The sequence below is a fragment of the Alicyclobacillus acidiphilus NBRC 100859 genome (assembly GCF_001544355.1).
GTDB lineage: Bacteria > Bacillota > Bacilli > Alicyclobacillales > Alicyclobacillaceae > Alicyclobacillus > Alicyclobacillus acidiphilus.
This window is the reverse complement of record NZ_BCQI01000028.1, coordinates 1-14661: the sequence shown is the minus strand read 5'-3', so window position 1 is coordinate 14661 and position 14661 is coordinate 1. Positions and strand designations below refer to the sequence as shown.

13 protein-coding genes are annotated in these 14661 nt (G+C 54.9%); 7 read left to right on the top strand and 6 right to left on the bottom strand.

The features are described 5' to 3' along the window. Positions 1–6: 6 nt before the first annotated feature. From mnmE to rpmH, 6 genes are all read right to left on the bottom strand, one after another. A complete protein-coding gene (gene mnmE, locus AAC01S_RS11170) occupies positions 7–1386 on the bottom strand; it encodes a tRNA uridine-5-carboxymethylaminomethyl(34) synthesis GTPase MnmE (RefSeq protein WP_067622080.1) in 1380 nt (459 codons plus the stop codon). A 99-nt stretch (positions 1387–1485) separates the two neighbouring features. Then, positions 1486–2136: an RNA-binding cell elongation regulator Jag/EloR gene (jag, locus tag AAC01S_RS11165; RefSeq protein ID WP_067622077.1), complete on the bottom strand. Its 651-nt coding sequence runs from the start codon at positions 2134–2136 to the stop codon at positions 1486–1488. Between the two features lie 51 nt (positions 2137–2187). Beyond that, on the bottom strand, positions 2188–3216 hold the full coding sequence (locus AAC01S_RS11160) for a YidC/Oxa1 family membrane protein insertase (protein ID WP_083511723.1): 1029 nt from the start codon (positions 3214–3216) through the stop codon (positions 2188–2190). A 13-nt stretch (positions 3217–3229) separates the two neighbouring features. After that, a complete protein-coding gene (gene yidD / locus AAC01S_RS11155) occupies positions 3230–3448 on the bottom strand; it encodes a membrane protein insertion efficiency factor YidD (protein WP_067622071.1) in 219 nt (72 codons plus the stop codon). Positions 3449–3470: 22 nt separating this feature from the next. Beyond that, positions 3471–3809: a ribonuclease P protein component gene (rnpA, locus tag AAC01S_RS11150; RefSeq protein ID WP_067622068.1), complete on the bottom strand. Its 339-nt coding sequence runs from the start codon at positions 3807–3809 to the stop codon at positions 3471–3473. A gap of 59 nt (positions 3810–3868) precedes the next feature. After that, a complete protein-coding gene (rpmH, locus tag AAC01S_RS18835) occupies positions 3869–4003 on the bottom strand; it encodes a 50S ribosomal protein L34 (protein WP_083511722.1) in 135 nt (44 codons plus the stop codon). A 471-nt stretch (positions 4004–4474) separates the two neighbouring features. Between rpmH and dnaA the strand changes: the two genes are divergently transcribed. From dnaA to AAC01S_RS11115, 7 genes are all read left to right on the top strand, one after another. Continuing rightward, positions 4475–5878, top strand: a complete 1404-nt coding sequence (gene dnaA, locus AAC01S_RS11145; protein WP_067622065.1) for a chromosomal replication initiator protein DnaA — start codon at positions 4475–4477, stop codon at positions 5876–5878. Between the two features lie 227 nt (positions 5879–6105). Next, complete coding sequence (gene dnaN / locus AAC01S_RS11140; protein WP_067622062.1) at positions 6106–7227, top strand: DNA polymerase III subunit beta; 1122 nt, start codon at positions 6106–6108, stop codon at positions 7225–7227. Between the two features lie 2 nt (positions 7228–7229). Next, positions 7230–7454 carry an RNA-binding S4 domain-containing protein gene (locus tag AAC01S_RS11135; RefSeq protein ID WP_067622060.1) on the top strand — a complete coding sequence of 75 codons (225 nt, stop codon included), beginning with the start codon at positions 7230–7232 and terminating at the stop codon, positions 7452–7454. Next, the gene (recF, locus tag AAC01S_RS11130; protein ID WP_067622055.1) at positions 7441–8559 is read left to right on the top strand and encodes a DNA replication/repair protein RecF; all 1119 of its coding nucleotides are present in this window, start codon (positions 7441–7443) and stop codon (positions 8557–8559) included. The genes AAC01S_RS11135 and recF overlap by 14 nt, the downstream gene beginning before the upstream one ends. A 92-nt stretch (positions 8560–8651) precedes the next feature. Continuing rightward, positions 8652–10550 carry a DNA topoisomerase (ATP-hydrolyzing) subunit B gene (gene gyrB / locus AAC01S_RS11125; protein WP_067622052.1) on the top strand — a complete coding sequence of 633 codons (1899 nt, stop codon included), beginning with the start codon at positions 8652–8654 and terminating at the stop codon, positions 10548–10550. A 91-nt stretch (positions 10551–10641) separates the two neighbouring features. Next, entirely contained in the window at positions 10642–13110 is a 2469-nt protein-coding gene (gyrA, locus tag AAC01S_RS11120) for a DNA gyrase subunit A (RefSeq protein ID WP_067622048.1), read from the top strand. Between the two features lie 203 nt (positions 13111–13313). Further along, on the top strand, positions 13314–14105 hold the full coding sequence (locus AAC01S_RS11115) for a GNAT family N-acetyltransferase (protein WP_067622047.1): 792 nt from the start codon (positions 13314–13316) through the stop codon (positions 14103–14105). Positions 14106–14661 lie beyond the last annotated feature (556 nt).

Here is a 14661-nt window from a genome sequence, read left to right as displayed (position 1 = left end):
CTCGCTTTATTTACCTAAACAGAAGCGTGAAAATATCTCATCGAGCAAATCTTCGCCCGTTTCTTCGCCAATCACGTAGCCCAACTGCTCATACGCGGACTGCAGCGCGACCGCAATCAAGTCCAGTGTAGCACCTGCACGGGCGCCTTCCATAGCAGATATCAAATCCTCTTTTGCCAATTCGAGCAACCGTTTTTGCCGAGCGTTGGTCATGTACGTGGTGTCCACCTGTCCCGAAATTTCCCGCTGCACCACATCCCACAACATGTCCCGCAAGGCGTCCAAGCCTGCGCCAGCCTGCGCCGAAATCGCAATGACGCCCGATGAAGCCAATGATTTCGCCCAAGCTTCGGTTTCCGAACGAATGCCTCGATCCGCCTTGTTCAGCACGACGATTCGCCTCGATCCCTCTGTCAGATCGCCCAAATCTCGATCTTCAGCCTCAAGCGGCACGCTGCCGTCGAGAACAAACAGGACGAGTTCCGCGTCCTCGATGGACTGGCGGGATCGTTCGACGCCTATCCGTTCCACGACATCCGTCGTTTCCCGGATACCTGCCGTATCCACCAACTTCAGCGGGATGCCGTTCACGTTGACGAACTCCTCCAACACGTCGCGCGTCGTCCCAGGGATGTCGGTCACTATCGCCCGATCCCGCTGCAACAACGCGTTCAGCAGCGACGACTTGCCGACGTTCGGTCTCCCGACGATCGCGGTCGCGACCCCTTCCCGCAGCACGCGGCCGAGAACCGCGGAAGCGAGGAGACGGTCGATTCGCCCTGCGATCTCGCCGCCCACATCAAGCACCGCCTGCGCGGCCACATCTTCCACGTCGTGTTCCGGATAGTCGATTGTCACTTCCACATGCGCCTGCAACGCGATGAGCTTCTCCCTGAGCGATTTCACTTCTCGCCCAAACTCACCTTCCACTTGCTGAATCGCCAGTCGGCTTGCGTATTCGGTCTTGGAACGAATCAAGTCCATGACGGCTTCCGCCTGCGACAAATCCATTCTTCCGTTCAGAAACGCGCGCTTGGTGAACTCGCCCGGCTCCGCCATGACAGCGCCCGCCTGCAGTGTGGCGCTTAACACGTTCTGCAGCAACTGCACGCCGCCGTGAACCTGCAACTCGAGCACATCCTCACCTGTGTAGCTGTGGGGGGCAGGCATCCACAGTACAATGCCTTCGTCCAGCAACTCCCCTGACACGGGGTGGACGATATGCCCAAACCGCATCCCCCGTTTGACGAATGAAGCAGCTTTGCCGCTTGGGGTCCTCACCATCGATCTCGCGATGCTCCCGGCGTCGGGTCCGCTCACGCGAACGACGCCGATACTCGATTCGCCAAGAGCGGTTGAAATCGCCGCGATCGTCTGCAATTCCATCCACGCGTCCTCCCTTCAACCACAGCAAGTGAAAAGAAACCCCACTCCTTTGAGCAGGGTTTCGACCACATGTAAAAACACTGGATGACATTCAAGATTTCAGTCGACGTAAGAATTGCGCTTTGGCGCGATTTTGATTTTCCGGTAGGGGTCTTGCCCTTCACTCATCGTTGTCACATCGTTGCGATCCTGCAAATACGTATGAATCCACTTTCGTTCCGCTGGCGACATCGATTCAAGCGACACCGGGCGCCCAAGTTTCAAGGCTCGTTCCACGGCTTGATCGGCAATTCGTCGAATGTTCTCCCGACGCCGTGCGCGGTACTGTCCCGCATCGACGGAAAACTTGACGAACCCTTCGTGATCTCGGTTCGCGACGACATTCGTCAAGTACTGAATGGCGTCCAAAGTCGATCCGTGCCTGCCGATCACGATGGGCAGAACATCCTCTTCACAGTCGATGGACAGCACGTAGCCGCCCTCTTCTTCCAAGTTCCTCTCTACGGTCACACGCGCGTCGATGCCCATTTTGGCGAGGACTTCCGAAACGAAATCCTTCGCCTCGTCGGACGGACTCTGTGGAACGCTCACTTCCACTTCAGCATCTTTGCCGCCAATCAGCCCGAGGAAACCTTTCACAGGCTCGGAAATCACCCGAATTTCCGCCTCGGACCTTGGCACCCCCAACTTGACCAATGCGGACCTGACAGCCTCTTCGACCGTCTTTCCAGTAGCAATCACTTTTTTCATCCAGCGACACTCCCTCAGCCACCAATTCCTTCAGCGACCGGGACCAAGGCCCTATTCTGTTGCCTGTCCGTCCGGCTCTGATCCCTTACCTTCGCCCGACTGCGCGTCGGAAGACGGTTTTGTCCTTGGTTTGGCCTTCTTTGCAGACGTCTTGCCGGAGCTGGACGATCCTGATGCCTTCTTCTTCGTCGAACTGCTGCCAGACGATCCGGCCGACGTTGAAGAAACTTTCTTGGAAGACGTCTTGTTTGACGCAGAAGTCGAAGCGCGTGATTGGCTTGCAGGCTTGGACGGAACTTTCGCCGCAGCTTGACCCTGCGCAATTTTCGCGCTCTCCGCCGCGCGTGGACGAGTGAGGAACCAATACGTTTGGAGAGCCGTGATCAAATTCGTATAAATCCAGTAGAGCACCAACGCGCCCGGCATTCGAAGGCCGATGAAGATAATAAACAGCGGCATGATAAACAGAATCGCGCGCTGCTGCGTCGGCTGGTTCTTCATCGTCAGCCAAGACGACAGGAACGTGGACAGAGCCGCAATTACAGTCAGGATAAAATGTGCAACCGAGAACGTCTGCGGCTGCCCCAACGGGAAGAACCACAGAAATGTGCCTTGTCGCACGTGGGTGTTGCCAAGGATCGATCCATACAAAGCCCACAGAACAGGCAATTGGATGAGCATCGGAAGGCAGCCCATAATGGGGTTGGTTCCGGCCTCGGCGTAGAGTTTCATCGTCTCTTCTTGGATCTTTTGGTTATCGCCCTTGTATTTCGAACGTATGCGTTGGATCTGCGGCTGCATCTCCATCATGACCCGTTGATATCGAAGTTGCCGGATGAAAAGCGGCAGGATGATAAGACGAACGAGCAACGTCATGATTAGAATCGCGATGCCGTAGCTGTTGCCGAGATGTCGTGCCAAAAAGTCCAGCAAATTGGAAATGCCGTGCAGCACAGAACCCCATACGTTGTGCGGCCATGCGCCGGCCTTCGTTGGGTACATTCCACAGCCCGTCAGTGCCACAACAACGACGGCACTCAGGATAAACGTCCACTTCCGTTGCGTTCGTTTCGACTCCAAACCTATTTTCCCCCTACTTCGATTGCGGAACTTCATCAATTCCGCCCGGGTGCCAAGGACCACACTTCAAAAGGCGCTTCGAGGCGAGCCAACCGCCTCTCACGACCCCAAACCTATCGATAGCTTGTACCGCATATTCGGAACAAGTTGGCGTAAATCGGCAACTCGGTCCCGAGAGCGGCGAAATAAACGTCTGGTATACGCGAATCAACAAGATTGCGATCACGCGCACGACACCGTCATCTCCCGCCTCATCATATCACGATTTTTGCCTTGTGTAGGAGCTTCGACACATCTTGTTCCAATTCGTGATAATCAGCCGCCGCGGCTTCCTTTCGGCAGACGACAACCAGATCGACCGACAGTTCGGCCAATTCAGGCAAAAACGACTGAAATACTGCACGCATGACTCTCTTCACTCGATTTCGGACGACCGCGTTGCCTACCTTTTTGCTAATGGAAAAACCAATTCGTACCCGTCCCTCTCGATTGTCGCAATAATACAATACCAGTCTGGGCGTAGCAAATGACTTTCCACGGCGAAACACGCGACGGAAGTCCCGGTTCTCCTTCAGTCGAAACTGGCTTTGCACAAGCCAAGCCCCCAGTAACCTTGTGATTCACCATCAAAAAAGGCCACGAGACGTGGCCTTTACGCTGATAATACTTTGCGTCCGCGGGAACGACGAGCAGCTAGCACGCGACGTCCGTTCTTTGTGGACATCCGCTTGCGGAATCCATGGTTCTTTTTGCGTTTCCGTACGTTTGGTTGATAGGTCGGCTTCAACACGACACCTCCCTTTGTAGACAGACGATCACACGATACCGTAAAGACCAAACACTGTCAAGAGAATAATCCGTAAACAATCCACATGTGGATAACTTGTCCTATCTTCTTCATTTTTTGCTCAGAATACGCCTCCATCCACAAGCAAATCCACATTTCCACAACGTTTTTAGGCCACTCAACTCATTTTGTGGATTCTGTAGAAAGACGGATTTCGACATTGCTCGACGCAAACGACATCTGTTATCATAAGCCCTATCATTATCCACAATCACGTTGAACAAACGTTCGTATCCACAGGTTTATCCACACGTTGTGGACAACTTTTCCCACATGACTTGCACATGTGCAAAAACTATGACACGCCATCCACAGAAGCGTCGATACTTTCGCCGACATCTGCGTCTACAGCTCGGGAAATTCCATGTGGATAACGTTTCGCGTCTTTTATCGTAGGGGGCAATCGCTAGAATGAGTACGAACCTTGACACATCCTATCTAGACACGGTCTGGAGCCAAGTGTTGACGATGCTGCGCGAAAGACTTTCCGGTCCCACGTTTCAAACCTGGTTCGAAGACACGCGGATCTTGAAACACGATGAACGCGAACAATCCCTCTATATCTATACGCCCTCCGATTTCGTGAAGAACTGGATCGAAAAACATTACACAACCACCATTCAAAACATGATCATCGCGTTGACCGAACAGGAGTTTCAGATCCGGTTCGTGACGGCAGCGGACGACACGAATCGCCGCGAAGCACCCCAGGCGTACACGATTGTGTCTAGTGGAAGCGGTCCGGCCGACGAATCCGATGGAACGGACAGCACAGCCAACGACACCGATTCTTCTCTCATTCCTCGCTACACCTTTGAGAGCTTCGTGATCGGGGCCAGCAACCGTTTCGCTCATGCAGCGTGTCTCGCCGTGGCGGAGCGACCCGCACACGCGTATAATCCGCTCTTTATCTATGGCGGCGTCGGTCTCGGTAAGACGCACCTGATGCACGCGATTGGCCACTTCGTCAAACAGCGCGATCCGCTCGCGAAGGTGTCATACCTCTCATCCGAGCGGTTCACAAACGAATTCATCTCAGCGATTCGAGACAATCGCACCGAGGCGTTTCGTAATCGTTATCGATCCATCGACGTCTTGCTGATCGACGATATCCAATTTCTCGCGAACAAAGAGCAGACGCAGGAGGAGTTCTTCCATACCTTCAACAGCCTGCATGAGGCCGGAAAGCAGATTATTATCAGCAGTGATCGACCGCCGCGGGAGATTCCAACGCTCGAAGATCGGCTTCGTTCCCGATTCGAGTGGGGACTCATCACCGATATCCAGCCACCCGACCTGGAGACGCGAATCGCCATCTTGCAACGCAAAGCGAAGGCGGACGGACTCGACATTCCGGAAGAGGTCCTCGCGTACATCGCCAATCAAGTCGACTCCAACATCCGCGAACTCGAAGGCGCGCTGATTCGAGTCGTCGCCTACTCATCCCTGGTGAACGAAGACGTGTCGAGCGAACTCGCGTCCGTCGCCTTGAAAGACATCATCCAGCCAAATCGGCCGCGGGTTGTGACAGTCAATCAAATCCAAAAAGTGATAAGCGATCACTATGGACTTCGAATCGAGGATCTGCGAGGCAAGAAGCGTACCCGCAATATCGCTTTCCCTCGTCAAATCGCCATGTATTTGACGCGCGAACTGACGGATATGTCGCTGCCGAAAATCGGAGAAGCTTTTGGCGGAAGGGATCACACCACTGTGATGCACGCATGCGAACGGATCATCGAGGAAATGGAGAAGGATCACGATTTACGATCCACAGTACAGAGGCTGTCTGAAGCAATTCGTACCCTGATGTAAAACGATCCACATGTGGATAACGAATCAGGGACGTTTTTTCCACTTTATCCACAGAGTTATAAACAGCCTGTGTATGAATCACGGCAAGCGATCCATCGGATTATCCACATAATTCACTGCACCTATTACTGTTATGACTATTTTTATATATGATCTCTCATACTCATCCTATATACTCAAACAGGACTACTTAACCACGTACGCACCTCGGAAGGAGTAGGCGCACCATGCGTTTTTCCATTCAAAAATCGGCGCTCATGCAGGCCATTCAAACCGTGTCCAAAGCGGTAGCCGTTCGCACCACCAAACAAGTGCTCTCAGGCATTCTCCTGGAAACGCAGGATCAAGAGGTCATTGCGACGGCGTACGATCTTGAACTGGGCATCCAGACCCGCATCACTTCAGACGAGAAGAGCGAATTGACCATTCAGGAACCAGGCTCCATCGTCCTGCCGGCCAGGTATTTCACCGAGATCGTTCGCAAACTCCCGGATACACTCATTACTATGAACGTGGCGAACAACTATATGACAGAAATCTCAACCGGGACCGTCGAATTTCACTTGCACGGCATCGACGCGGACGAATTCCCAAAATTGCCTTCGTTTCTTGGCGTGGAAGGTCTGCAAATCCCTTCGTCTACGCTGACGCGCCTCATCGAGTCAACGGCTTTTGCGACCGCCAACACCGAGGTGAGGCCGATCCTTACCGGGATCGACATCAAATGCAAAGACGAACACCTCATCTTCACAGCGACCGATGGGCTTCGTCTTGCGACCAAACACACGCGAATGCCGGAACTCCCTTCCTGGGAAGCGGTCATTCCGGGCAAATCGCTCACAGAATTGGCAAAGATACTGCCTGATGACGAAAGCATTGTCGATCTCTACCTCACGGAAAGCCACAGTCTCTTTGTCTCTAGAGACACGCGATTTTACACACGGCTCATCGAAGGGACCTATCCTGACACATCGCGTATTATTCCGAGCGGGCACAAGACCGAAATCATTCTTCCGGGGGATGATATTCTCAACGCCATCGATCGGGCGGCGTTGATCGCGCGCGATCGCGACAATCACATGGTACGCCTCGAGGTACAGGATGATCGGGTCACCGTTTCGTCCAATTCGCCGGAAATCGGGAACGTGTCGGAAACGGTGTATGTCAGCCAGAAACAGGGGGACGATTTGCAAATCGCCTTCAACGCCAGATACGTGATGGATGCCCTGCGAGCGCTGGACGCAGCTGAAGTTCGAATCCGATTCAACGGTGCCACGCAAGCGTTCGTCATTGAAAAAACAGGAGACACCTCGACGCTGCAGCTGATTTCTCCTGTCCTCTGGAGGTAAGTATGGACATTGAATTCGACGGTCCGTTTATCACCGTCGGGCAACTGTTGAAAAAGCTGAATATCGTTTCATCCGGCGGCGAAGTGAAGGTATTTCTCGAGGAACACGGCGTATCGGTCAACCGCCAGGCTGAGAATCGGCGTGGCAGAAAACTGGTGGACGGGGATATCGTTCGAATTGGCAAACAGGAATACCGTTTGCGCAGGAGTTCTCATGCAGCTCCATAAACTGCATCTCGTGAACTTTCGCAATTACACAGATCAGCGGCTAACGCTTTCGCCAGCTGTCAACGTGTTTTGCGGAGAGAATGGTCAGGGTAAAACGAACGCCTTGGAAGCGATCCTGATGCTTGCTGTCGGTAAATCGCATCGAACGAGCCGAGACAAGGATGTCATCGCCTGGAATTGCGACAACGCCGCCATTGAAGGGCACGTCGAGTCGCTTCACGCTTCACGGACTTTGCGGCTCGAATTGACGAACTCGGGTCGGAAAGCGTACGTCAACCGCGTTCAACAAAGTAAGATGACCGATTTTATCGGTCATTTTCAAGTTGTCCTGTTCGCGCCGGAAGATCTCCAGCTCGTCAAAGGATCGCCGAAGGACAGGCGACGATTCATCGATATGGAACTCGGGCAGACTCAACCCGTCTACCTTCACCACTTGAGCCACTACCAGCGAGCTTTGTTGCAGCGCAATCGGTTGTTGAAGACAGGTACGAGCGATCCCGCAATGCTCTCGGCATTCGACGAACAACTTGCCCAGCATGGAGCGCACATCGTCAAGCGCCGGTTCAAATTTCTCGAGGAGCTGAAACGGTTTGCCTCCGCCGTCTATCGCGATATTTCCGACGGAAGGGAAGAATTCGATTTTGAGTACAGCTCGTCCATCGCGAATCTTGCCAACGCCGACATCGACGACGTGCAACGAATTGCCGAAACGTTCGAGCGATCCTTGTATGATCGGCAAAGCCAGGATCTGCGCATGGGTTACACCACGGTGGGCCCGCACCGCGACGATCTCGACCTGTACCTGAACGGACAAAGCGTGCAGAGCTTCGCGAGCCAGGGACAACAGCGAACCATCGCGTTGTCGCTCCGATTGGCCGAGATCGATTTCATCTATCACGAAGTGGGAGAATATCCTGTGCTGTTGCTCGACGACGTGCTGTCGGAGCTGGATGATCGGAGGCAGCGCAACCTGGTGTTGTCCATGAGCAGGAAGGTGCAAACGGTCATCACGACCACGAGCCTGTTCCACCTTGAGGAGGAACTCGCGGCGCGCGCGCAACTCTTCCATGTATCATCTGGTATAATAAGCGACGATAACGTCTGAAAGGGCGAAAAGTGGGCGATCCTCTGAATAGGCTATCGTCGGGTATCGTTACGCGTTCGTCCCGTTTTGACGTGAGTGTGGAGGGAAACTAGTTGTCAGAACAAGTGTATGACGAATCTCAGATAGAAGTCCTTGAAGGCCTGCAGGCTGTCCGCAAAAGACCAGGTATGTACATTGGGTCGACAAGCGTAAAAGGCTTGCACCACCTGGTATGGGAAATTGTCGACAATGCGGTCGACGAAGCCTTGGCGGGCAGGTGTACGAAAATTATCGTGCAGGTACATGAGGACAACAGCGTCAGCGTGATCGACAACGGGGCAGGCTTTCCAGTCGGCATTCACGCGAAAACGGGACGTCCTGCAGTTGAGACGGCCCTTACGGTTCTGCATGCGGGCGGCAAATTCGGCGGCGCAGGCTACAAAGTTTCCGGCGGCCTGCACGGCGTCGGCGCTTCGGTCGTCAACGCTTTGTCGATCTGGCTGCGGGTGGAAGTGCACCGTGATGGACAAGTGTACGAGCAAGAGTATGAGCGCGGCGTGCCGTTGTACGACTTGCGCGTCATTGGCACCACGGATCGGACAGGAACGACGGTCAGCTTCCGGCCGGATCCTGAAATCTTTACGGAAACCACGGAATTTTCGTTTGAAACACTGCAGGGCCGTTTGCGCGAGCTCGCCTTCCTCAACGCGGGGCTGAACATTATTCTCGAAGACGAACGAGACGGAAAGCGCGTGGATTACCGGTACGAAGGCGGCGTCAGCGAGTTTGTGCGTTTCCTGAACCAGTCCAAAGATGTGCTGTTCCCGGATCCCGTCTTCGTCTCCGGCGTCAAGGACGATGTCACAGTCGAGATCGCGCTGCAGTACAACGACGGGTACAGCTCGACGCTCTATTCGTTCGCCAACAACATCAATACGGGCGAAGGCGGAACGCACGAAGCCGGATTTAAGAGCGCGCTCACGCGTGTGATCAACGATTACGGCCGGAAGAACAATCTGCTCAAGAGCAACGACGGATCATTGACCGGCGACGACGTGCGCGAAGGACTGACTGCCGTCATCAGCGTGAAAGTGCCAGAACCGCAGTTCGAAGGACAGACCAAGACGAAGCTGGGCAACAGTGAGGTTCGCGGCATCGTGGAGAGTCTGTTCGGTGAACACCTGCAGATTTTCCTCGAAGAAAATCCGACGGTGGCGCGCCGCATCCTCGACAAGAGCGTGATGGCCGCACGGGCCCGAGAAGCCGCGAAACGCGCTCGCGAGCTGACGCGAAGCAAGAAAATGGACGTCACGAGCCTTCCGGGCAAACTGACCGACTGTGTGTCCAAAGACCCTGAGATGTCCGAGTTGTATCTGGTCGAGGGCGATTCCGCGGGCGGTTCTGCCAAGGGCGGACGGGATCCGCAGACGCAGGCCATTCTCCCGCTTCGCGGCAAGATCATCAACGTGGAGAAGGCTCGACTGGACAAGATCTTGTCCAACGAAGAAATTCGCGCCATCATCACAGCGTGCGGCACCGGTATCGGCGACGAGTTCGATATCACGAAAGCGCGGTATCACAAGATTGTGATCATGACGGATGCCGATCACGACGGCAGTCACATCCGCATTCTTCTGCTGACGTTGTTCTATCGGTTTATGCGGCCGCTCATCGACGCCGGATATATCTACATCGCACAGCCGCCTTTGTACAAGATCACGAAGGGCAAAGTCGTTCGCTACGCCTACTCGGACGCGCAGCTCGAAACGGCCTTGCAGGAGATGGGGCGCCAGGGCGTTGGACTTCAGCGCTACAAAGGTCTTGGCGAGATGAACGCGGACCAGCTTTGGGAGACGACCATGGACCCAGATTCGCGGACGCTGCTTCGCGTGACGATGGAAGACGCCATGGACGCCGATATGATCTTCAGCACGTTGATGGGTGACAAAGTGGAGCCGCGGCGCGATTTCATCGCGGAACATGCCCGGTACGTTCGGAACCTCGACGTGTAAAACATAGACGTCAGCGGCGGGATCGGCTGACGAAATTCAACTGACGGATCGAACAACGTGTATTCAGAGACCACGATGAGAGGTGAACGATTTGGCTGAGGAGAACAACAACCGCGGCGTGCTACCCGTGGACATCAGCCAGGAATTGCGCAAATCGTTTATGGATTACGCGATGAGCGTCATCGTCGCGCGCGCGATCCCGGACGTCCGAGACGGACTCAAACCGGTTCATCGCAGAATTCTCTATGCGATGTACGAAGCAGGCATGACGCCTGACAAACCATACAAAAAGTCGTCACGTATCGTAGGTGATGTGCTCGGTAAATTTCACCCGCACGGCGATACGGCTGTGTATGACGCCCTGGTGCGCTTGGCTCAGGATTTCTCGACGCGCTATCCGTTGATCGACGGCCACGGAAACTTCGGCTCCATCGACGGCGACGCGGCTGCGGCGATGCGGTACACGGAGTCTCGCATGTCGCAGATCGCGCTTGAATTGCTGCGGGACATCAACAAAGAGACGGTTGATTTCATTCCGAACTACGACGAGCAGGAACAGGAACCTGTCGTCCTGCCGTCGCGTTTTCCGAATCTGCTGGTCAACGGATCGAGTGGAATTGCCGTCGGTATGGCCACCAACATCCCGCCGCACAACTTGCGGGAGATCATCGACGGCGTCGTCATGCTCATCGACAAGCCGGATGTGACGGTGGATGAACTGATGACCGTCGTCAAAGGCCCCGACTTTCCGACAGGCGGGCTGATCCTCGGCAAGGAAGGCATCCGCAAGGCGTACGAAACCGGACGCGGATCCATTCCGATCCGGGCCGTCACCCATTTTGAGGAGATGTCCGGAGGAAAGACGAGGATTGTCGTCACCGAAATTCCATATCAGCAAAACAAAGCTCGTATCGTCGAAAAGATTGCGGAGTTGGCGCGCGACAAAAAGGTCGACGGGATTACGGACCTTCGCGACGAGAGCGATCGCAAAGGTATGCGCATCGTCATCGAACTGCGCCGCGACGTGAGGCCGCAAGTTGTCCTCAACAACCTGTTCAAACATACGAGTCTTCAGTCCAGCTTTGGCGTGATCAATCTGGCACTCGTGAACGGCGAGCCGAAAGTGCTCACCCTTCGCGAAACGCTGATTCACTATCTGGATCACCAACGAGAGGTCGTCCGCCGCAGAACGCAGTACGATCTCAACCGGGCCGAAGCCCGCGCGCACATTTTGGAAGGTCTGCGCATTGCGCTGGACAATCTCGACGCCGTCATCAACCTGATCCGGGCGTCGCAGACCGTGGAAGAAGCGCGAACGGGCCTGATGACCACGTTCGGGTTGTCCGAGGAACAAGCGCAGGCCATTCTCGACATGCGGCTGCAGCGCCTGACCGGCTTGGAACGCGAGAAAATTGAACAGGAGTACGCGGAATTGATGGAGCGCATCAAGTACCTTCGTTCCATTCTCGCCGACGAACAGCTTCTCCTCGGCGTCATTCGCGACGAACTCATGGAGATTCGCAACAAGTTCGGCGATGAACGGAAGTCGAAGATCATCGCGGCGGAAGGCGAGATCACCGATGAAGACCTGATTCCGGTGCACGAAGTCGTGATCGCCATCACGCACCGCGGCTACATCAAGCGCATCCCGCTGTCCACGTACCACTCGCAGCGGCGCGGCGGACGAGGCATGTCGCTCATGGGCACGCGCGACGAGGATTTCATCGAAGGACTCCACGTCACGTCGACGCACGACTATCTGCTGTTCTTCACGAACCGCGGGCGGATGTACGCCATCAAGGCGTACGATGTGCCGGAATTTAGCAGACAGGCGCGCGGAATTCCAATCATCAATTTGCTCAACATCGAGCAAGATGAAAAGATTAACGCCATTATTCCAGTGCCGTCGCTCGATCCCGCCGAGATCGAAGGCATTCACCTGTTCTTCGCCACACGCAAGGGCATCGTGAAGAAGACCGCCTTGAGCGAGTATTCCAATATTCGCAAGAACGGCCTTATCGCGATTAACCTTCGCGATGACGACGAGGTTGTAGGCGTGAATCTGACGGATGGCACCAAGGAAGTCATGATGGTCACGCGCAACGGTTTGGCCATTCGCTTCCCTGAGACCGACGTTCGCACGATGGGCCGTGCCGCCACCGGTGTCAAGGGCATCGCCTTGGGGCCGAAGGACGAGGTCATCGCGATGGACATCGCTGAGGACGATCACGAGGTGCTCGTGGTCACTTCACGCGGCTACGGCAAACGGACGCCGGTCAGTGAATACCGCGGCCAGTCGCGCGGCGGCAAGGGCATCAAGACCATCAACTGCACGCCAAAGAACGGTCAGGCCATCGAGATGCGCATGGTGACGCCGGACGATGATTTGATGATCATCACCCAATCAGGCGTCGCCATTCGAATTCACGTCCGCGACATCTCGACGCAGAGCCGCAACACCCAAGGTGTTCGCCTGATCAACGTCGACGAAGGCCAGGAAGTTGCCACGGTGAGCCGCGTTGTCACCGATGACGACGATGAAGGCGACGAAGAACAATAACTCTGTAACTATCTGTGGCGGGGATGCTGGAAACAGCATGCCCGTCTTTGGTAGGATGGATCCGGGAGGTTTTCGCCGATGACAAATGTGTTATGGACATTTCTCGTGCACACGGGTGCCATGTTTTTGACCTTTGCGGTATTCGTCGCGCTCTGCTATATCGTCGTCAACGCGCTGGTTCGCGACTGAAGTGGGGGAAGGCATTGTTTCGTAAAGTCACCGAGATCGATCACGACGCAATCTTCCCTTTCCTCGCATGCCGCCCTGCGAAGAACCTGTTCATCCTTGGCGACATTGAAGCGTTTGGATACGAAACGGCTTTTCAGGAAGTCTGGGCCTATTTTGATTCGAATGGCCGTGTCCGGACCGTCCTGCTTCGCTACTATGGAACCTATGTATTATCCACCGAGAGCGGCGAAGGCTTTGACGACGTCCTTCGCATTCTTTCCGCCAATACAGCCTGGACCGTTCTGCAGGGCTCGTATGAAGATTTGGTCGATTTTCAGAAGGCCGTGGACTATTCCCCTTCGAAAATTCGGTCATTTTATTTTGCCGAACGATCACCAGGCACACCCCGCCCTCACATCGACACCAGCGACGTAAAAGCCGCGACAATGGACGAGATCGAACCACTGTTTCGCCTGCGCCGCAGCATCAAAGAATTCGAGTCGAGCGCGACGACACGCGAGAGCCTGCGCCAAAGTTTCGAGGCGAACACCGGCATTCACTATTACATCGCGGATGAACAGGGCCGCATGCTGGCCAGCGCCTCAACAGCCGCTGAAAACTCCATCTCGGCGATGGTCGTAGGCGTTTGCACGAATCCCCAATATCGTCGGCAAGGCCTTGCTACACGCTGCCTGTCCGCGCTATGCGACACATACGACGAACGCGGCAAAACTCTCTGCCTCTTTTACGATAATCCCGAAGCGGGCCGCATTTATCACCGTTTGGGCTTCCACGACATCGACAAGTGGACGCAATTCTATCGTTAGGATTCGGTACGGTGAGGGGGCGTACGTTGAGTTTCGGTGCGAATGTCTTCTCGGCATCGGTTAGGACTGCCCGTGTATCATTACGGTGAGTTACAATGCGAACCCTCCTGCGAGAGCGCCAAGCTTTTACGTGGAAATCGTGAGGCTAGGCTTCACTCGATCGCTTCCGCGTGCGCCGCGTGGATGCGAAAGTTCCATGCTGCCCCTCTCGCTATCTCTTCCGATTGCCATGGAGGTCCCGCGGCAGTTGCACGGGAGTTCCACAGCGCTTGCATAGCGGTTGCACAGCGTTCCCGCTTTCGCTGCCTGGTCGACTTCGGTGATGGTTGTCATCCCCTTTGCGTTGCTCGTTGCATTTCTTTTTGCGTTTCCTTTGCGTCTCCCTGTTGACATCGAATTTGAGCGGTGATATAGTACTCGTTGCCGCTGTTCCGGCGGCCGCCCAATATACCCCGTCATCTCGGGCTTCATCATCTCCTTTCACCCGATCATCTCGCGTGAACATCCGATGAAAAAAGTACCAGGTGACAACGCGTTATCGTCTGTGGTATATTGA

Coding starts and splice junctions, on each gene's coding strand:
- mnmE (WP_067622080.1), bottom strand. CDS start 1,386: ATGGAATTGCAGACGATCGCGGCGATTTCAACCGCTCTTGGCGAATCG.
- jag (WP_067622077.1), bottom strand. CDS start 2,136: ATGAAAAAAGTGATTGCTACTGGAAAGACGGTCGAAGAGGCTGTCAGG.
- dnaA (WP_067622065.1), top strand. CDS start 4,475: ATGAGTACGAACCTTGACACATCCTATCTAGACACGGTCTGGAGCCAA.
- dnaN (WP_067622062.1), top strand. CDS start 6,106: ATGCGTTTTTCCATTCAAAAATCGGCGCTCATGCAGGCCATTCAAACC.
- AAC01S_RS11135 (WP_067622060.1), top strand. CDS start 7,230: ATGGACATTGAATTCGACGGTCCGTTTATCACCGTCGGGCAACTGTTG.
- recF (WP_067622055.1), top strand. CDS start 7,441: ATGCAGCTCCATAAACTGCATCTCGTGAACTTTCGCAATTACACAGAT.